The 19,641-nt window shown below is 62.8% G+C and carries 16 protein-coding genes; 8 read left to right on the top strand and 8 right to left on the bottom strand.

Annotation, left to right across the window (positions count from 1 at the left end; translation table 11 throughout):
* The first annotated feature begins 122 nt into the window (after positions 1 to 122).
* From BWP39_RS07895 to BWP39_RS07885, 3 genes are read left to right on the top strand one after another with little or no spacing between them, the layout of a single operon-like run.
* Positions 123 to 1,736 (top strand): sensor histidine kinase, encoded by a 1,614-nt coding sequence (locus BWP39_RS07895; RefSeq protein ID WP_096718711.1) that lies wholly within the window; start codon positions 123 to 125, stop codon positions 1,734 to 1,736.
* Between the two features lie 50 nt (positions 1,737 to 1,786).
* Positions 1,787 to 2,269, top strand: a complete 483-nt coding sequence (locus BWP39_RS07890; protein ID WP_096719655.1) for a response regulator — start codon at positions 1,787 to 1,789, stop codon at positions 2,267 to 2,269.
* A 21-nt stretch (positions 2,270 to 2,290) separates the two neighbouring features.
* Positions 2,291 to 4,294 carry a hybrid sensor histidine kinase/response regulator gene (locus BWP39_RS07885; RefSeq protein WP_096718709.1) on the top strand — a complete coding sequence of 668 codons (2,004 nt, stop codon included), beginning with the start codon at positions 2,291 to 2,293 and terminating at the stop codon, positions 4,292 to 4,294.
* Between the two features lie 133 nt (positions 4,295 to 4,427).
* On the opposite strand, the gene mscL is transcribed toward BWP39_RS07885, so the two are convergent.
* From mscL to mfd, 4 genes are all read right to left on the bottom strand, one after another.
* Positions 4,428 to 4,862, bottom strand: coding sequence for a large conductance mechanosensitive channel protein MscL (gene mscL, locus BWP39_RS07880; RefSeq protein WP_096718707.1), 435 nt, complete (start codon positions 4,860 to 4,862; stop codon positions 4,428 to 4,430).
* A gap of 106 nt (positions 4,863 to 4,968) precedes the next feature.
* A complete protein-coding gene (locus BWP39_RS07875; protein ID WP_096718705.1) occupies positions 4,969 to 5,988 on the bottom strand; it encodes a threonine/serine dehydratase in 1,020 nt (339 codons plus the stop codon).
* 65 nt (positions 5,989 to 6,053) lie between these two features.
* A complete protein-coding gene (gene argE, locus BWP39_RS07870) occupies positions 6,054 to 7,298 on the bottom strand; it encodes an acetylornithine deacetylase (RefSeq protein WP_096718703.1) in 1,245 nt (414 codons plus the stop codon).
* Positions 7,299 to 7,506: 208 nt separating this feature from the next.
* The gene (mfd, locus tag BWP39_RS07865; RefSeq protein ID WP_096718701.1) at positions 7,507 to 10,983 is read right to left on the bottom strand and encodes a transcription-repair coupling factor; all 3,477 of its coding nucleotides are present in this window, start codon (positions 10,981 to 10,983) and stop codon (positions 7,507 to 7,509) included.
* Positions 10,984 to 11,134: 151 nt separating this feature from the next.
* Here mfd and ispD point away from each other — a divergent pair, with 151 nt between their 5' ends.
* The gene (ispD, locus tag BWP39_RS07860; RefSeq protein WP_096718699.1) at positions 11,135 to 11,845 is read left to right on the top strand and encodes a 2-C-methyl-D-erythritol 4-phosphate cytidylyltransferase; all 711 of its coding nucleotides are present in this window, start codon (positions 11,135 to 11,137) and stop codon (positions 11,843 to 11,845) included.
* 55 nt (positions 11,846 to 11,900) lie between these two features.
* Positions 11,901 to 12,380 (top strand): 2-C-methyl-D-erythritol 2,4-cyclodiphosphate synthase, encoded by a 480-nt coding sequence (ispF, locus tag BWP39_RS07855; protein WP_096718697.1) that lies wholly within the window; start codon positions 11,901 to 11,903, stop codon positions 12,378 to 12,380.
* A gap of 126 nt (positions 12,381 to 12,506) precedes the next feature.
* Here ispF and BWP39_RS07850 read toward each other — a convergent pair whose 3' ends face one another.
* The 4 genes from BWP39_RS07850 to ompR all read right to left on the bottom strand — a co-directional run bounded on the left by BWP39_RS07850 (position 12,507) and on the right by ompR (position 16,029).
* Positions 12,507 to 13,031 carry a carboxymuconolactone decarboxylase family protein gene (locus BWP39_RS07850; protein ID WP_091016544.1) on the bottom strand — a complete coding sequence of 175 codons (525 nt, stop codon included), beginning with the start codon at positions 13,029 to 13,031 and terminating at the stop codon, positions 12,507 to 12,509.
* A 75-nt stretch (positions 13,032 to 13,106) separates the two neighbouring features.
* Positions 13,107 to 13,655: a peroxiredoxin gene (locus tag BWP39_RS07845; protein ID WP_096718695.1), complete on the bottom strand. Its 549-nt coding sequence runs from the start codon at positions 13,653 to 13,655 to the stop codon at positions 13,107 to 13,109.
* 200 nt (positions 13,656 to 13,855) lie between these two features.
* Positions 13,856 to 15,235: an ATP-binding protein gene (locus tag BWP39_RS07840; protein WP_096718693.1), complete on the bottom strand. Its 1,380-nt coding sequence runs from the start codon at positions 15,233 to 15,235 to the stop codon at positions 13,856 to 13,858.
* A gap of 59 nt (positions 15,236 to 15,294) precedes the next feature.
* A complete protein-coding gene (gene ompR, locus BWP39_RS07835) occupies positions 15,295 to 16,029 on the bottom strand; it encodes an osmolarity response regulator transcription factor OmpR (protein ID WP_372342658.1) in 735 nt (244 codons plus the stop codon).
* Between the two features lie 229 nt (positions 16,030 to 16,258).
* Between ompR and BWP39_RS07830 the strand changes: the two genes are divergently transcribed.
* The 3 genes from BWP39_RS07830 (at position 16,259) to BWP39_RS07820 (ending at position 19,623) form a co-directional block, all read left to right on the top strand.
* The gene (locus BWP39_RS07830; RefSeq protein WP_096719653.1) at positions 16,259 to 16,579 is read left to right on the top strand and encodes a hypothetical protein; all 321 of its coding nucleotides are present in this window, start codon (positions 16,259 to 16,261) and stop codon (positions 16,577 to 16,579) included.
* A 177-nt stretch (positions 16,580 to 16,756) separates the two neighbouring features.
* Complete coding sequence (locus tag BWP39_RS07825; RefSeq protein ID WP_096719651.1) at positions 16,757 to 18,340, top strand: DUF1800 domain-containing protein; 1,584 nt, start codon at positions 16,757 to 16,759, stop codon at positions 18,338 to 18,340.
* Positions 18,341 to 18,366: 26 nt separating this feature from the next.
* Positions 18,367 to 19,623, top strand: coding sequence for a DUF1501 domain-containing protein (locus BWP39_RS07820; RefSeq protein WP_096718691.1), 1,257 nt, complete (start codon positions 18,367 to 18,369; stop codon positions 19,621 to 19,623).
* Positions 19,624 to 19,641 lie beyond the last annotated feature (18 nt).

Raw genomic sequence — 19,641 nt, 5'->3', positions numbered from 1 at the left:
ATTGGCGTCGTCCCGACGGCGCTGCGCAAGGTGCCGCAGCGCGACAGGGCTTCGAGCTCCGCCTTCGGCGCGCGGTCATGTCGCCGCGGCCGACAAACGGCTAAAAGGTCTGTCAGGCGTACATGAAACTTTTCACGAAGGGTCTGCTGCTGATCGCAGTGCCAAGCGCGGTCGAACTGGCGCTGCTCGGAGTCGTGTTCGACGCGCAGGAGCAGACGACGCAGGCCGCGCAGTGGTCGAACAATAGCAAGCAGATTCTCTACCAGGCGGCTTCGGTGATCGACCCGCTGCTGCGTCAGGCCGCGCGGGTGAGGACGGGGATCGTGGTTGGCGATGCATCGTTCATCGATCGTCATGCGGTATGGGTCGATCTGTCCGACCGCCTGACCCATCTGGAACAACTGGTGGCCGACACGCCGCAGCAGACCGCGCGGGTCCAGCGGATGCGCGCTGCTATCGAGGCGTATCGCAAGCAGGCCAACGAAATCTCGCAGGCGCTCCATGACGGCCGCAACATCGGTCCGTTCACCGCCGACGAAGGCCGCGACATGCCGGCGCAGATCGGTATCTTCAATGACGAGCTGAACGCGCTGATTGCCGAGGAATCGCGGCTCGATGCGCAACGCAGCGAGTCGCTGAACGAAACCCGCACGCGCCAGCAATATGCGCTGATCGCCGCAGTGGTCGGTTCGATGCTGATCTGGGCGGCGACGGCGGCGGCTTTCGCGCGCAATATCGGTCGCCGGCTCGATGTGCTGACCGGCAATGCGGAGCGTCTCGGCGACGGCGAACCGCTGATGCCACCGCTCTCGGGCAACGACGAAATCGCTTCGCTCGACGCTGTGCTGCATCGCACCGGCGCGCGGCTGCGGGTCGCCGAGCGCGACCAGGCGGTGTTGAAAGCACGCCTCGAAGCGCGCGCCGCCGAACTGGCCGGCGTCAACGAAGAGTTGCGCCAGGAAACCCAGGACAACGAGATGTTCATCTACAGCGTGTCGCACGATCTGCGCTCGCCGCTCGTGAACCTGCAAGGGTTTTCGAAAGAGCTACAGGTATCCTGCGATGAGCTGAACAGCGTCGTCGATGCGGCGCGACTGCCGGAGAGCGAGCATCGGCGGCTCACGCGGGTGCTCGACGGCGATATCCGCGAATCGCTGCAGTTTCTGCGCACGGCGGTGACACGGGCCGCGGCGATCATCGATGCGCTGCTGCGCATTTCGCGCGCCGGGCGGCTTGAGTACCAGTGGCAGCGCGTGAGCGTCGGACGGGCGGTGGCCAAGGTGGTCGACGCGCTGCAGGCCGCGATCGGCGAGCGCGCGGCGCTCGTCACGGTGCGCGATCTGCCGCCCGCGTGGGGCGACCCGTCGGCCATCGAACAGGTTTTCACCAACCTGATCGGCAATGCAGTGAATTACCTCGACCCCAGCCGGCCCGGCCGTATCGAAGTGGGTGCGCTGGATCAGGGTCTCGCCGACGCGCCGCAACCCGGCACGCCGCGCACGCGCACGTACTATGTGCGCGACAACGGGCTCGGCATTCCCGCCGCCTATATGTCGAAGACGTTCCGCGCGTTCCAGCGTCTGCACGGCGATGTCGCCAAGGGCGACGGCATCGGCCTCGCGCTGGTGCGGCGGATCGTCGAGCGGCATGGCGGGCGGGTGTGGGTGGAATCGGCGGAAGGGGCGGGCTCGACCTTCTTTATCGTCTTGCCAGAACAACCGGTGCGTATCGCATGACCTATTCAACGACGATCGTGACGCAAGCAGACAGCAGTCCTGGAGGCAGCATGGCAACAAACGGGGAAACCGTCGGCATCATCCTGATCGAGGACGACGACGGACATGCGACGCTGGTCGAGCGTAACCTGCGGCGTGCAGGCGTTTCGAACGGTTTCCTGCGTTTCTCCGACGGCCAGGAAGCGCTCGATTATTTCTTCGGCGATCCGGCCGCGGCCGATGACACAACCGGGCGTCCCGCGCCGCGCGAGTTGACCAATTTCGTCGTGCTGCTCGATCTGAAGATGCCGCGCGTCGACGGTTTCGAGGTGCTGCGCCGTCTGAAGACGTCGCCATCCACGGCGGCGGTGCCGGTGATCGTGCTGACGACTACCGACGATCCGCGCGAAATCGCGCGCTGCTATGAACTCGGATGCAACGTCTACATCACCAAGCCGGTCGAGTACGACGCGTTTATCGAGGCCGTACGCCGCCTCGGCTTTTTCCTGCAGGTGGTGAAGCTGCCGCCCGGGCATCCCCTTTCGAGGCCGTAAGCGCAAGATGGAAGAATCCGCATGACCGAAGATGTTTCCACGCAATCCGCCGCTTTTGTGCTGGTCGTCGATGACGACGAGGGCATCCTGCGGCTGGCGCGCAAGTCGCTCGAGCGAGCAGGCTGTCGCGTGGCCGCGAGCCGCTCGGTAGGCGACGCCCGCGCGCGGATCGCCGAAGGCGAGCCCGATCTGCTCGTGCTCGACTACCAGCTCGACGGTCCCGAGACGGGGCTCGATTTCTTCCGGCGCCTGCGTGCCGAGGGTATCCGCATTCCAGCCATCCTCGTGACCGGTTTCACGGACGAATCACGCGTGATCGAAGCGTTGCGTGCCGGGGTATCGGATGTGGTGCCGAAATCGGGCGATTACCTCGACTACCTGCCCGAAGCGGTCGAACGTGTGCTGTTGCAGGTGCGGCTGCAGAAGGCATCGGCAGAAGCGCTGTTGCTGCGCGATCGCGAAGCGCACTACCGCACGTTGTCCGAAGCGCTGCCGCACCTTGTGCTCACCTGCAATGCCGATGGCAATTGCGATTTCCTGTCGAAGCAGTGGCTCGAATACACGGGCCTCACCGAGAGCATGTCGCAAGGGCTCGCATGGCTCGATGCAGTCCATCCGGAAGATCGCGATGAGATTCGCCGGACGTGGCTGAAAACCGTGCGCAGCGGCGCCGTCGATTACCGGCACGAACTGCGAATCCGTCGCCATGACGGCGCGTTTCGCTGGTTCGACGTACGCATCGTCGCGATGCGCGACGCGGACGGCGTGGTCAGCAAGTGGTTCGGCAGCTGTACCGACGTTCATCAGCAGCGCGAAGCGATCGAAGAGCGCGAGCAGCTGCTGGCCTCCGAGCAGGCCGCGCGGCAGAACGCCGAAGAAGCGAACCGGGCGAAGGACCGCTTTCTCGCGATGCTCTCGCACGAGCTGCGCACACCGCTCACACCGGTGCTGGCCGGCACACGCATACTCGAAATGCTCGCCGAGTTACCGGACAGTGCGCGTTCCAGTGTGCGCATGATTCGCCGCAACATCGAACTCGAGGCACGGCTGATCGACGATCTACTCGATCTCACGCGCGTCGCGAACGGCAAGCTGCGTCTGTCGCTGGAAACCGTCGATGTGCATGAAGTTATCGACAGTGTGCTCGAACTGTTCCGCAGCGAAATCCAGGTCAAGGAGCAGGACGTGCATGTCGAGAAGCATGCGCAACATCACTACGTGCTCGCCGATCGCGCGCGGCTGCAGCAGATGCTATGGAACCTGATTCGCAACGCCGCGAAATTCACGCCGGACGGTGGCCATATCTACGTGCGTACATCCGATGAGCGCATGCATGTGCAGATCTCGATCGAGGACACCGGTATCGGTATCGAACCCGAACAGATCGGCAAGCTCTTCAATGCCTTCGAGCAGGGCAGCCAGAACATGACGCGGCAGTTCGGCGGTCTCGGTCTTGGACTCGCGATTACCAAGGCGTTGACCGATGCACACGGCGGTACCGTGACCGCACGCAGCCCCGGTGCGCATTGCGGCGCCACGTTCGCGATCACGATGCCGACCGCCGAGCCGCCGGTCGAGGAGCCCGTCGTGGCGACGACAAGCGAGGAACATCCGCCGGAGCTGCTGACCATTCTGCTCATCGAAGATCACGTCGATACCGCCGAAGTGATGGCGCAACTCATACGCGGGTTGGGACACGACGTGACCGTGGTCGGTTGCGTGGCCGATGCGCTTGCTGCGACGCGTACGGGGGTGTTCGATCTGGTCATCAGCGATGTGGGGCTGCCGGACGGTACGGGGATCGATTTCATCAAGGCGTACCGCCAACATTCCGACGTGCCCGCGATCGCGTTGACCGGCTTCGGCACGGATGAAGATGTGCGCCGCTGCCTCGCGGCCGGTTTCAACGCGCATCTGACCAAACCGGTTAACTTCTCGCAACTCGAACAGCTGATCGAAAGCACGGCGAACCTGAAGGCAGGGGAGACCCACGCACCGGCAGCGGCTGGCGGCGCGTCGCGCTGACGTTATTTCATCCCAGCGAGTGCACGACGCTCGCACTTGTTAGAAGGCCCGCTGACGCATCGCGTACAGCGGGCCTATCTTTTTTGCCTGTGTGTCTGTCGACCAGCGACTAGACAGACTCAGCGCGACTTATTTAACGATTCTTCAACGAATCGCGAATCTCGCGCAGCAGCAGCACGTCTTCCGCAGGAGCCGGCGGCGGCGCATCCGCAGCGGGCTTGCGCAGGTTGTTGATGAACTTGACCATCAGAAAAATGATGAACGCGAGGATGATGAAGTTGATCAGCACCGTGATAAACGAGCCGTAGCCAAACGCAGCGACGCCCGCTGTTTGCAGGTCCTTGTATGAGTCGGGGTTGCCCTTGAAGTTGTCCGGAATGTGGCCGAGCAGGATGAACTTGTTTGAGAAATCGAGGCCGCCGGTCACGACGCCGACAACCGGCATGATCAGGTCTTTAACAATTGACGTGACGATCGTCGAGAACGCAGCGCCGATGATCACACCAACCGCGAGGTCCATTACGTTGCCCTTGAGGGCAAATTCCTTGAACTCCTTGAACATGCTCATTGGGATTCCTCCTTGATGTCGATGGCGCAATAATAGCCAACGATCAGGAGAACGGGTAGTTTTTTGTTGCTACAACCTGTGTGCGCTTCTTGCGCTCGATGCCCACTTAGTGTTGCGTGCGGGCGCGTTCGATGTGCGTAGCGAAGGTCTGTGGATCGGTATTCGTACCGCACAGTAACACCCCGACACGCTTGCCCTGCAAGGTTTCGCGCAGTGGTCCGAGCAACGCTGCTGTCGCGGCGGCGCAGGCCGGTTCGACTGCGAGCTTGAGTTGCGCGAACAGCGTGAGCATCGCTGCGCGCAGTGCATCGTCGCTAACGGTGACGATGCGATCGATATGACGCCGGCACAATTCGTAGCTGTACTGCTCGGTGTGCGGAGCCATCAACGAATCGGCGATGCCTTGCATCGGACCCATCTTGATTGTGTGATTGGCCGCGAAGCTGCGGCTCATCGCGTCCGCGCCTTCGGGCTCGACACCATACACGTGGATGTGCGGATTCGCGAGGCGCAGTGCGGTCGAGACACCGGCCGCGAGTCCGCCACCGCCGATCGGTACGATGACCGCGTCGAGATCGGGTGTCTGCGTCGCCCATTCGTAACCGAGCGTCGCAGTGCCGAGCACCGTGCGATAGCCGTTGAACGGATGCACGAAATAGCGGCCTTCTTCGGCCTCGATGCGACGCACGAATTCGAATGCTTCGGCCGGGTTGTCCGCCATCACGATCTCGGCCTTGTAGGCCTTGCACAGAGCGATCCGTGCCGGATTCGCCGAGCGGAACAGCACGACCTTTGCACTGACGCCGAGGCGCATCGCCGCGTATGAAACCGCGATCGCGTGATTGCCGGCCGACACGCAGGTTACGCCCGCATTACGCTGCGCTTCGTCGAGTGCGAGCAGATTCGTGAAGGTGCCACGCGCCTTGAAGCTACCTGCCGCCTGCAGCAACTCGAACTTGAAGTTGATGACCGTGTCTTCCAGCGACGGAAAATCGAGCCGGTCGAACACCGGTGTGCGCACCACCCAGGGTGTCAACGCGAAGTGCTGGGTGGCGATGTCGTCGAGCGTCGGGATCGGTTCGCCGTCGATCGTGTGGTCGGTGTGCTGCGGCGTAGTGGTGGACATGGTGCGGATAGACGAGAGAGCAGGTGAGCAGGGCCGACCGCCGGTCGTGACCGGTGGTTGTGTGTTTAGTGAGAATGCGCGTCGACAGACAGGCTGTGCACGAACTTGCCCAGAAAACGTTCGCAGGCGACGAGCTGTTCGAGTTCGACGAATTCGTTGGCTTTGTGGGCCTGCTGGATGTCACCAGGCCCACAGACGATGCTCGGAATGCCCGCCAGCGAGAACAGGCCGGCTTCGGTGCCGTAGGCGACCTTGCGGCGGTCCTGATCCGCGGTCAGTGCGCGCACGAGCTGCGTGATCGCGGCCTGTTCGGTTGCGTCGAGACCCGGTGCGGCCGCGAGCTTCGTGAATTCGATGGCAGCGGCCGGATGTTCAGCGAGCATCTTCGGCAGCAGCGTCTCGCGTGCGTATTGCTCGATGCGCGCGAAGATCGGTTCTGGCGCGAGCGTCGGCAGATTGCGGAATTCGAACTCGAAGTGACATTCGGCGGGCACGGTGTTGATCGCGTTGCCGCCTTTGATCGTGCTGGTTTGCGCCGTCGTGAACGGGACGTCGTAGAGTTCGTCGAACGGACCTTCTGCGCGGAACCGGTCTGCGATGTCGCGGATATGGCAAATGAGGCGCGCCGCGTATTCGATCGCGTTGAGTCCCTTCGGCGTCAACGACGAATGAGCGGCGTGACCGCGGATGCAGCACTGATACGCGTTGACGCCCTTGTGCGCGATGATCGGGCGCATGCTGGTCGGCTCGCCGACGATGCAGCCGTCCGGCTTGATGCCGCGCTTGAGCAGGTCAGTGATCATCAGCGGCGCACCGACGCAACCGATCTCTTCATCGAACGACAACGCGAGGTGAATCGGCTTCGCGAGTTTCGTTTCCTGCATCTGCGGCACGAGCGTGAGCGCTGCGCCGATAAAGCCTTTCATGTCGCAGGTGCCGCGCCCATACAGCTTGTCACCGCGAATCTCCGGCTTGAACGGATCGCTGTCCCATTGCTGCCCGTCGACCGGCACGACGTCGGTGTGGCCCGACAGCACGATGCCGCCGTTGGTCTCGCCATCGTGCGCGGGAATCGTGGCGAACAGGTTGGCCCATTTGCCGCTGTCGTCGTGCGTGAGGGTGGCTTCTACACCGCGTGCGCGCAGCGCGTCGCGTACGGTTTCGATCAGACCGAGATTCGGATTTCGGCTGACCGTATCGATCGACACGAGCCGCGTGACCCATGGAAGCGAAACGGGAGACTGCGTGGAGGAACTGTCAGAAGCGGGGGAAGAAGACGCGGGCTTCGCTGATTCAGCGACCTGGGACATGACGGAGACTCCTGCATAGGGTCTTTCGATCATACCCAAAAAGCGTCGGGCGAGCTATGTAGCGCGCATGCTGCTGCGCCGGATGGCGCGTCGCAGCAAGTGTTTGAAACGTTACCGCGCGTTACTGTTCATCCGGCCCGAAGTGCAATCGAACGAAGCAACCTGGCGGTTCGCTATCGGGCCACCGCCAGGTATCTACAACACTCCGTCAACGCGCTGCCGCCGCCGCGCTACGCGCCGGCGCACCGAGCGCGCGCAGCGTCTCCTTGACCGTTGCGACGCGCACCGACAGATCGGGGCTGCGCGTTTCGATGCGAAGCTTGTCCTGACCCGCGAGCTTGATGTGTTTGTGCTTCTGCACCATCTCGATGATCCGCATTGCGTCGACGGGCGGATTCGGCACGAACTGCAAACCGATCACCGTTTCGCCTGCATCGATCTTCGAAATGCCGAGCGGTTTTGCGGCGAGCCGCAGCCGATGCGTTTCGACGAGTGCCTGCGCCTGCGGCGGCAGTTTGCCGAAGCGATCGATCAGTTCCTCCTGGATACCGTCGATTGCGTCGTCGTAGTCGCAGCTCGCGAGCCGTTTGTACAACGACAGCCGTTCCTGCACGTCGACGCAGTAGTCGGCGGGCAGGATCGCGGGGGCGTGCAGATTGATCTCGGTCGTCGCGGCGAGCGGCGCAGTCAGGTCCGGTTCGCGACCTTCCTTGAGCGCTTTCACAGCGTCGTTGAGCATGTCCGTGTAGAGCTGGAAGCCGATCTCCTGGATCTCGCCCGACTGTTTGTCGCCAAGCACTTCACCGGTGCCGCGAATTTCGAGGTCGTGCATCGCGAGGTAGAAGCCCGCGCCGAGTTCTTCCATCTGCTGGATCGCTTCGAGCCGGCGCTGCGCCTGCTTCGTCAGGCCCTGCGGATCGTGCACGAGCAGATACGAGTACGCCTGGTGATGCGAGCGACCGACGCGGCCGCGCAACTGGTGCAACTGCGCGAGACCGAACTTGTCGGAGCGGTGGATCAGGATCGTGTTCGCGGTCGGCACGTCGATACCGGTTTCGATAATCGTCGTGCACAACAGCACGTTCGCGCGCTGGGCGACGAAATCGCGCATCACGCGTTCGAGTTCGCGCTCATGCATCTGGCCGTGCGCCACGGCAATACGTGCTTCGGGGACCAGCGCTTCGAGCATCGCGCGACGATTCTCGATCGTCTCCACCTCGTTGTGCAGGAAGTACACCTGGCCGCCGCGCTTCAGTTCGCGCAGCATTGCTTCGCGGATCACGCCGTCTTCTTCGCGTCTCACGAACGTCTTGATCGCGAGCCGTTTTTGCGGCGCGGTGGCGATCACCGAGAAATCGCGCAGCCCTTCGAGCGCCATCCCGAGCGTGCGTGGGATCGGTGTCGCAGTGAGCGTCAGCACGTCGACCTCGGCGCGCAGCGCTTTGAGCGCTTCTTTCTGGCGCACACCGAAGCGGTGCTCTTCATCGATGATGACAAGCCCGAGCCGCTTGAACTGCACATCCGACGACAGCAGCTTGTGCGTGCCGATCACGATATCGACGCTACCGTCGTTGATCAACTGGATCGATGCGTTGACTTCCTTCGTCGACTTGAAGCGCGACAGTTCGGCAATGCGCACGGGCCAGTCGGAGAAGCGGTCAGTGAAGGTTTGCGTGTGCTGCTCGGCGAGCAGCGTGGTCGGCGAGAGCAGGGCGACCTGCTTGCCGCCCATCACCGCGATAAACGCCGCGCGCAGCGCCACCTCGGTCTTGCCGAAACCGACGTCGCCGCACACCAGACGATCCATCGGTTTGCCACTCGTCATGTCGCCGATCACGGCGGCGATCGCGGCGGCCTGATCGGGCGTTTCCTCGAAGCCGAAGCTTTCCGCGAATTTCACGTAGTCGCGCGGTTCGAGTGCGAACGCATGACCTTCGCGTGCGGCGCGGCGGGCGTACAGGTTGAGCAGCTCGGCGGCCGTGTCGCGAATCTGTTGCGCGGCCTTGCGCTTCGCTTTTTCCCACTGACCCGAACCGAGCGAGTGCAACGGCGCGCTTTCTGGATCGGCGCCGCTGTAGCGCGAGATCACGTGCAACTGGGCGACCGGTACGTAGAGCTTGCTGTTGCTCGCGTATTCGAGGTGCAGGAACTCGGTGTCGCCTTCACCGAGGTCCATCGTCACGAGCCCCATGTAGCGGCCGATGCCGTGTTGCGAATGCACGACCGGGTCGCCGATCTTCAGCTCGGACAGGTCGCGCACCATCGAATCGACGTTGCTCGCCTGTTCCTGGCGACGGCGTCCCGCACGGCGCGCGAGCGGTCCGTACAGTTCGGTTTCGGTAACGATCGCGAAGCCTTCGGCCGGCACCGTGAAGCCGATACCGAGCGGCGCCACGCCGAGTGCAAAACGCGTGTCCGAGGTCAACCAGTCTTCGTAGCTGTCGCTCGAGCCCGGTTGCAGATGATTGTCGATCAGCAACTGCGCGATGGTCTCGCGGCGGCCTGCGGATTCAGCGGCGAACAGCACGCGGTTCGGCGTCGTGGCGAGATACGCACGCAGCGCGGCAACCGGATCATCGGCGTGACGATCGATCGCGAGGTTCGGCAACGGCGTCGACCAGCCACCGCCGGCGTTCGACGGCAGTGCGAGCCGCGCGAATGGTTTCGCGAAGGTGTAGAAATCGTCGTCGGAGAGGAACAGTCGCTGCGGTTCGAGAATCGGCCGCTCGCGATCGTGCGAGAGGAAATTGAAGCGCTGTTTGGTATCGGCGGAGAAACGCTTGATCGCCGTGTCCAGATCGCCGACAAAGGCGAGCTGCGCGTTGTCCGGCAGGTAGTGAAAGAGCGTCGCGGTTTCGTCGAAAAACAGCGGCAAATAATATTCGATACCCGCCGACGGCACACCGTTGCCCATGTCCTTATAGATCGACGCGCGGCTCGGGTCGCCTTCGAACACCTCGCGCCAGCGGCTGCGAAACGCGGTGCGTGCCGCTTCGTCGAACGGAAACTCGCGACCGGGCAAGAGGCGCACATCGCGCACCGGGTAGAGGCTGCGCTGCGTATCGGGATCGAATGCGCGGATCGAATCGACCTGATCGTCGAACAGGTCGATCCGGTAAGGCAGCGGCGAACCCATCGGGAACAGATCGATCAGCGAGCCGCGCACGCAGTATTCGCCGGGCCGCACCACCTGGCTCACGTGATCGTAGCCGGCCAGCGTCAACTGGGCTTTGAGCTTCGCTTCGTCGAGGCGCTCGCCTTGCGAAAACGAAAACGTATAGGCGGCCATGAACGATGCGGGCGGCATGCGGTACAGCGCCGTGGTGGCGGGCACGAGCAGGATGTCGCAACGTCCTTCGCCGAGGTCGTGCAGGGTCGCGAGCCGTTCCGACACCAGGTCCTGGTGCGGCGAGAACGAATCGTAAGGCAACGTTTCCCAGTCGGGCAGCAGACGCACGCGCGCTTCGGGCGCGAAGAAAGCGATTTCCTGCGTGAGCCGCTGTGCGTCGACGGCATTGGCGCACACCACCGCCAGCAACGGCACCTGTTGCCGGTATGCGAGGTGGTAGCGGGCGATCAGCAGCGCATCGGACGAACCGTGCGTGCCGTCGAAAACGAACCGCTGGCCGGCCTTGACGAGGGCGACCGGCGACGGGGAAGGCGAAGAAGCAGCGGTGTCTGGCATGGAAAAAAGCGGCCGGTGGGCATCGAATGTGCGGGAAGTCTACGCGTGTTGCCTGTGGATTGCCCATCTTCGGGCGTCGATTTTCGGGTGTCCACCTTAGCCACCTATTATAAAATCCGTCCTTCACTTTCATTTCGCGGCGTCCGCCTTCGTGACTTCACGCCTCTTTGCCCTGATCCCGTGCGCGGGCACCGGCAGCCGTTCCGGCTCCGCGATGCCCAAGCAATATCGCACTGTCGCTGGCCGCGACCTGCTGCATTACACGCTCGCCGCGTTCGATGCCTGCAGCGAATTCGCGCAGACGCTCGTCGCGATCGCCCCCGACGACCCGCACTTCGACGCACGCCGCTTCGCCGGGCTGCGCTTCGCGGTACGCCGCTGTGGTGGCGCGTCGCGCCAGGCAACCGTGCTGAACGGGCTGCACGCGCTCACCGAATTCGGCGCACACGACGACGACTGGGTACTCGTCCACGACGCTGCGCGGCCCGGTATCACGCCCGCGCTGATCCGCGCGCTGATCGGTGCGCTGAAGGACGATCCGGTAGGCGGGATCATTGCGTTGCCGGTTGCGGACACGCTCAAGCGCATTGCGCCCGACAGCGGCGGCCGGATTGCGCGCACCGAGCCACGCGACGGGCTCTGGCAGGCACAGACGCCGCAGATGTTCCGCATCGGCATGCTGCGCGAAGCGATTCTGCGGGCTCAGCAGGACGGCCACGACCTCACCGACGAAGCGAGCGCGATCGAATGGCTTGGCCATGCGCCGCGGCTCGTGCAGGGCAGCCTGCGCAATTTCAAGGTCACGTGGCCGGAAGACTTTGATCTGGCCGAGGCAATTCTGAGCCGGCCGGCGTCGTCATAGGCCGCGTAGGCCGCATAACACAGCACACTCATCTTCAATAGACGGACTCAGGCATATGGACTTCAGGATCGGACAAGGCTACGACGTGCACGCGCTGGTACCGGGGCGGCCGTTGATTATCGGCGGTGTGACGGTGCCTTACGACCGCGGGTTGCTCGGCCATTCGGATGCGGATGTGCTGCTGCATGCGATCACCGATGCGCTATTCGGCGCCGCCGCGCTCGGCGATATCGGCCGTCATTTTCCTGACACCGACAAGCAGTTCTTTGGCGCCAACAGCCGTGTGCTGCTGCGCGAATGTGTGGCACGGATCGTGAAAGCGGGCTTCTCGATCGTCAACGTGGACAGCACGGTGATTGCGCAGGCGCCGAAGCTCGCGCCGCACATCGATGCGATGCGTGCAAATATCGCCGAAGATCTTGCGCTGCCGCTCGATCGAGTCAACGTGAAGGCGAAGACCAATGAAAAGCTCGGCTATCTGGGCCGCGGCGAGGGTATCGAAGCGCAGGCCGCGGTGTTGTTGAATCGCGTTTGAGCGGCGGCTGCGATGAGGCGCATTGAGTACGTCGCACGCAGCGCATAAGACAAAGCCCTGCTTTCGAACGAAAGCAGGGCTTGCAAAATGAACTGCCACAGAGCCGTAACGGCGACCGCCTGCAGTTTATTTCCCTTCAGCTTCGATAACCTGAGCCGCCGCATTGACCACTGCCGCGATGCGACCAACGTCACGCACCTGGGTCGAGCTCATCCCTTCGGCGAGCAGCGTATCGAAGTGCGACTTCACGCAGAAGTGGCACTTGCCGATGATCGACGCGGCCAGCGCATACATCTCGAAGCGGCGCTTGTCGACGCCGCCGTGCGACGCATAGGCATTCATCCGTAGACCAGCCGGCTGCGACTTCAGGTCGGCGTTGCCGGTCATCTCGACGTACGGGTACCACACGTTGTTCATGCCCATCAGCGCGGCTGCCGTCAGCGCGGCATGGGTTTCTTCCGGCGACAGCACGCCCGCATTGCGGATCGCGTCGATCAGCGTCTTGCTCTTCGCCGCGAACGCAGCAGCCAGCGCGACGCCGACCGCATCGCTGCCTTCCAGCGACGAACGGCCAATCGTGCCGTCGATATTCAGGCGAATGTCCTTCGCGTAGTCGGGGATGAGTTCCTTAATCGCGTTCAAGAATTCCATTAACTTCTCCTATCAATCTGTCGCAAAAAAAGCCCGCCGGCTCTTTCAAGCATGCGGGCCTCGGGAGCACCACGCTTACAGCGTTGCGCCGCCGACCGAACGGTTGCACGGGCAGAGTTCGTCCGTTTGCAGACCGTCGAGAATACGCAGGACTTCGTCCGGGTTACGGCCGACGTTCAGGTTGTTCACCGACACGTGCTGGATCGTGTTGTCCGGGTCAACGATGAACGTTGCACGCAGTGCCACGCCGGCTTCGCGGTCGCGCACGCCGAGCTGGTCGATCAGCTCGCCCTTGACGTCGCCGAACGCGTAGTGGTTCAGCTTGTCCAGATCCTTGTGTTCGCGACGCCATGCCAGCTTCACGAACTCGTTATCCGAGCTGCCGCCGAGCAATACGGCATCGCGCTCTTCGAAATGCTTGGCAAGCTTGCCGAATTCGACGATTTCCGTCGGGCACACGAAGGTGAAGTCCTTCGGGTAGAAATAGATGATCTTCCACTTGCCCGGGAACGACTGTTCGGTGATTTCTTCGAACGCCGACACGCCGTTCTCTTCATGATTGTTGAAGCCCGGCTTTGCTGCTGTGACGGTGAAAGCTTCGAGTTTATCGCCGACGGTTTTCATGCGGATGCTCCTGTGAGAGGGTTGCGAATGGGTTGAAAAAACAGTCTGATCAAGCTACCTGCCTGCTGTAACGGAGGCGTTACACAGCGGCAACTATAACTCTATTAAGCAATCTATTCAATAGTTTTTAACTAACGAAGCGGATAGATTTTCTTCACTGCGGCGATAGTTTGCGTCTACGCAGCGGTTTGCAGGGGGTGTCAGCGGGATTCTTGCGGTTTGCTCGAAGACGTCGGGCTCTTGACTGCCGGGAATTCGATCGTCACCTCAAGCCCGGGGCCTGGCGCGCGGTTGCGCAGGCGCAGCGTGCCGCGATAGCGGCTGACGAGCCGCTGCACGATGGCCATCCCGAGGCCGGTGCCGTTTGCCTGGGTGCGCGCCGAGTTGACGCGATAGAACGGCCGCGTGACGAGCGCGAGCTGATCTTCGGGAATGCCGGGGCCTTCATCGACCACCGACAGTTCCACGCGCGCATGCGACACCCGTGTTTCGAGAATCACGTGCGGAATGCCGTCGGCTTCGCTCAAGCCGTACTTGCGCGCGTTTTCGATCAGGTTGCCGACCACGCGGCGCATATCGGTTTCGTCGGCTTCGATCATCGCGGTCGGCGCGAGGCGGGTGATCAGGCGCATGCCGTCTTCATTCGAGAGCCGCGCGGCGAGTTCTCCAGCGACCACCGAGAGATCGACGGGCTCCGGCATGCGCTGCACCGGGCGCGCGTAATCGAGGAAGCGGCCGATGATCATATCCATCTGCTCGATGTCGTCGACCATCGCATCTTTGGTGGTCTGATCGGACGGACTCATTTCGGTTTCGAGCCGCAGCCGCGCGAGCGGTGTGCGCAGATCGTGCGAGATACCGGCCAGCATCAGCGCGCGGTCGGCCTCGAGCTGATCGAGGTCCTGCACCATCTGGTTGAAGCTGCGATTGGTTTCGGCGGCGACGCCCATGCCGCGCTCGGGCAGCGGCTCGGGCGACTGCCCCGAGCCGACCTTGCGCGCCGCCAGCGCGAGCCGCGCGAACGGACGGTTCACGAGGCTCGTGATAAATGCGGCGCCGAATAGCGACAGCGTGAGCGCAAAGACCCCCCAGCCTGCCCATTGCAGCCCGGTTGCGTTATCGAGTTGATCGCGATCGAGCGCGACCCAATAGTCGTCGTCGTCGATCTTGAAGCTGATCCACACACCTGGGATATCGTTGACCGATTGCGCGATCACGGTATCGTCGCCGAGCCGGCCGCGGATGTCGTGTTCGATCAGCCGGTTCAGCGATTCGTCCGGCTGCAGGCGGTATTTGTCGGTGGTCTCGCGCGGGTACACGCGCACGCCTTCATTGCTCTCGAGATCCTGCAGCAACGCGCGCCGCAAGTCAGGATCGGAATAGAGCAGGGCAGTGCGCGTGAGCTTCACGATCGCGACGAGCTGCAACGCGACGCGCTGTGCACGCGGTTCGCGCTCGATCACCCGGAAGCTCTGGAACCACGCAGCCAGGCTCACGGCGATCAGCAGCGCGATCAGCAGGAAGGTCCGCCAGAAAAGGCCACCGAACGCAAGCGTCAGGAGGCGCCGGTCAGTCCGCATGGGCCCTTCATGTCGAAAGAAGCAGGATCAAATTCGAGAATCAACCGCGAGAATCAAACTCAGGCTGCACCGTCGGGAATGAACACGTATCCCAGACCCCAGACGGTCTGAATGAAACGAGGGCTACCCGGATCCGGTTCGATCAGTTTGCGCAGCCGTGAAATCTGTACGTCGAGACTGCGGTCGAACACTTCGTATTCGCGCCCGCGTGCGAGCTCCATCAGCTTTTCACGCGAGAGCGGCGCGCGCGGATGGCGGGCAAATACCTTCAGCACCGAGAACTCGCCGGTAGTGAGCGGAATTTCCTGGCCAGCCTTGGTGAGCGTGCGCGTCGCAAGATTGAGTGCGAAGTCGCCGAACTCGAAGACCTCGGTGGTCTCGGACGGCGCACCCGGCAATTCGGAAGGCGACTGGCGGCGCAGCACGGCATGAATGCGCGCGACGAGTTCGCGCGGGTTGAAGGGTTTCGGCAGATAGTCGTCGGCGCCCATCTCGAGACCGACGATACGATCGACGTCTTCACCCTTCGCGGTCAACATGATGATCGGTGTGCGGTCGTTGCTGCCACGCAGACGGCGGCAGATGGAAAGACCGTCTTCGCCTGGCAGCATGAGGTCGAGCACGAGCAGATCGAAACGCTCTCGCACCCACAGCTTGTTCATTGACGGAGCGTTTTCGGCGACGTAGACGTTGAAGCCCTGTTCTCCGAGGTAGCGGCGCAGCAGGTCGCGCAGACGCGGATCGTCATCGACGACGAGGATTTTCGAAGGGTTTTTGGTTTCCATGGTCGGCATCTTAGCGCGATTAGAAAGGGGTGCGCGATTGCAGCAATTGGGGGGTTACAGTCAGTTACAAAATTTACCCGCATGGTGGCACGGCGTAAAGCGGTCACGCGTAGACTCCTTTACTGAATGCGGTAGTTCGGTGGATACTTCAGCCGGTTAAAACTCTCGCACCCGGCTTTGCAGCGGGGTCTGCATACGCATTTGAGGTAGCCGGTTGCCGCGCGACGAAGGGAACAAGATGAAGGGAGGGGTTTGGCCGAACGTCCGGCTAAGCATGATCGCGCTGGCTGTGGCCGGTACGCTCGCAGGCACCCTTGGCCCGCAACCCGCCTGCGCCCAGCCTTCTGCCGATAACCCCGCCAACTCACACAAGCCGCCGCGCTTCAAATCGCTGAAGCAGCCGCGCAATCCCGAGCGTGCCGTGCCCGAAGAGCCGATGCGTCCCGCCGTTCCCCCCGATCTCGACCAGCGTCGCCGCGACGGCCATATGACGCCCGAAGAAAGACGACTGTTGCGTCAGCATATTGAAGACGCCGTGCGTGAGTTGTACAAACGCTAGGTTTTTTTGCTGGTGTGCGCTCAGCGCTTTGGCACGTCGACGTGTCGCTGCCTCGTGAAAGTTTCGGTTGCAATTCATCCGTCAACGCGTGCACTCGACGCCTCGTTGAATCGCAGGAGATGCCTGCGCTATCGTCTCAGGCTCGCGGTGCCCGACAACGTGGATGGAACCCGGACGATGAACCCGTTTCCCAGGCTCGCTCGATATCTTTCGGCAGGTGTGCTCGTCGCGATCTCGAGCGTCGCGGTGCTCGCTGCGCAGCAGGACGCGCTTCATCCGGTGCGGCCGAAACATCGGGCAAGCGCGAGCGCAAGGGCAAAGGCTTCCACCGAAGACGAAGCGCTCCTCGATGCAAACGATGCACGCTTTTTTCTGACACGCGTGGGCTTTGCGCCCGATAGCACGGAGGTCGTGCAGTACGTCGGGCTGACACGTGAGCAGGCGGTTGACCGTGTGCTCGCGTCGACCCGCACCGACGCTGTGACCCCGCTGCCCGTATGGGTCGCCGAGCCGATTCCGACACGCGCCGAGCGCAATGCATGGACACCCGACCAGCGACGCGACGAGCAGCGCATGCGTAGCCAGCGTTACGACGAGTTACGCGCATGGTGGGTGCGCGAAATGGTGGCGACACCGTCGCCGCTGACCGAGCGCATGACGCTCTTCTGGCACAACCACTTCACGTCGGGACAGGACAAGGTCGGCTATCCGCAGATGATGGCTCGACAAAACATATTGCTGCGACAAGACGCGCTCGGCAATTTCGGCGACATGCTGCATGGCGTTGCCAAAGATCCGGCGATGCTGCTGTATCTCGACGGAGCCGGCAGCCGCAAGGGCAAGCCCAACGAGAATTTCGCCCGCGAAGTGATGGAGCTGTTCACGCTCGGCGAAGGGCATTACTCGCAGCAGGACGTATCGGAAGCGGCGCGTGCCTATACCGGCTGGACACTCGATCCCGATACGCAGGCATACGTGTGGCGCGCTGCCGTGCACGACGATGGCATCAAGACCGTGCTCGGGCAGAGCGGTCCGTTCGACGGCGATCAGACGCTCGACATTCTGCTTGCGCGCCCTGAGACCGCGATCTTCGTCACGACGAAACTGTGGCGCGAGTTCGTCTCCGATACACCGAACCCCACCGTCATCGCACCGATCGCCGAACGTTTTCGCGCGAGTCATTACGACATCAAGGTGGCGCTGCGCGGACTCTTTCTATCCGACGCGTTCTGGGACGACAGCGATCGCGGCGTGCTCGTGAAATCGCCGGCTGAGTTTGTCGTCGGCACGTTGCGTGCATTCGATATCGGCTACGACACGACGATGCCGTTCGCCGGCGCGATCCGTAATTTCGGCGAGAACCTGTTCTATCCGCCGAACGTCAAAGGGTGGCCCGGCGGCGAAACGTGGATCAACAGCACGACGCTGCTCGCGCGCAAACAGTTCGTCGAGCAGTTGTTTCGCGCGACCGAAGCCGCGCGACCGCATCCGGGCGCCAAAGGCGCAAGTGCTGGCATGCAGGCGAGCGCGCCGCTTCAGCGTGTAGCTGCGCGCACCGGCGAGGGGGGCGTACGCTTCGATATCGACGGCTGGCTCGCACGCTACAACACTGTGCCGGCTGCGAAGGCAGGCCTGTCGACTGAGCTGCAACTGCAGCACGCAGTACTGCCAATAGCACCGGTCGATGCGATCGAAACCGATTCGACGGCGAGCGCGTATCTCGAGGCGCTGCTGATGGACCCGGCGTATCAGTTGAAGTAGAACGACGCTTACGGATGAGGTGCAGCATGAAACGACGCAACTTTCTCTCGATGACCGCAGCCGCTGGCACGTCGCTCTGGTTGCCGCGCGTATTCGCAGCACAGGGGCCGGCGTCCGGTGCTTTCGATGGCGCATCGGTGTCGGCATCGGCATCGGCATCTGCAGCAGCGCATGGCTACGCGAACCTGCTGATCCTCGTCGAACTGAAGGGCGGCAACGATGGCCTGAATACGGTTGTGCCTTACGCGGACCCGACGTATTACGCGCTGCGCAAGAACATCGGCGTGAAGCGCGAACAACTGATCCAGCTCGATGAACGCACCGCGCTACATCCCGCGCTACAGCCGCTGATGCCGCTCTGGCAAAACCACCAGCTGGCGATCGTGCAAGGCGTCAGCTATACGCAACCGAACCTGTCGCATTTCCGTTCGATCGAGATATGGGACACCGCGTCGCGCTCCGATCAGTATCTGCGCGAAGGATGGCTCACGCGTGCGTTTGCGCAGCGTCCGGTGCCTGCGGGGTTTGTCGCCGATGCTGTGGTGATTGGCAGTGCGGAGATGGGGCCGCTCGCGAACGGTGCGCAGGCCATCGCATTGGTGAACCCCGCGCAGTTCGTGCGCGCGTCGCGGCTCGTGACGCCGGTGTCGCTGCACGAACGCAACCCTGAGCTGGCTCATATCCTCGATGTGGAGAACGACATCGTGAAAGCCGCCGATCGTCTGCGGCCGCGTGCCGGCCAATACACGCTCACGACGCACTTTCCGAACGGCGCGTTCGGGACCTCGGTGAAGACGGCGATGCAGGTGCTCGCGGCAAGCGGCACGCCGCAGGGCGCGCCGGTGGCGGGGCAGGGTGTCGCAGTGATTCGCCTGACGTTGAACGGTTTTGATACCCACCAGAATCAGCCCGGTCAGCAGGCGGCGTTGCTGAAGCAACTCGCCGACGGTCTCGTTGCAATGAAAGACGCGCTCACCGAGCTAGGCCGATGGAACAACACGCTCGTCATGACCTACGCCGAGTTCGGCCGGCGACCCCGCGAGAACCAGAGCAACGGCACCGATCACGGTACGGTCGCGCCGCATTTCGTGACGGGCGGACGGGTGCGGGGCGGTTTGTATGGCGTGCCGCCGGTGTTGGCGCGGCTCGATGGCAACGGCAACCTGCCGGTCGGCGTCGATTTCCAGCAGCTGTACGCGACGGTGCTAGGGCCGTGGTGGGGGCTCGACGCGACGTCGATTCTTCAGCAGCGGTTTGAAACCTTGCCGCTGCTTCGGGTGTGATGATGGGCTGCTAGCTGC

The organism is Paraburkholderia acidicola (assembly GCF_002362315.1).
GTDB lineage: Bacteria > Pseudomonadota > Gammaproteobacteria > Burkholderiales > Burkholderiaceae > Paraburkholderia > Paraburkholderia acidicola.
This window is presented reverse-complemented; position numbering and strand designations above follow the sequence as displayed.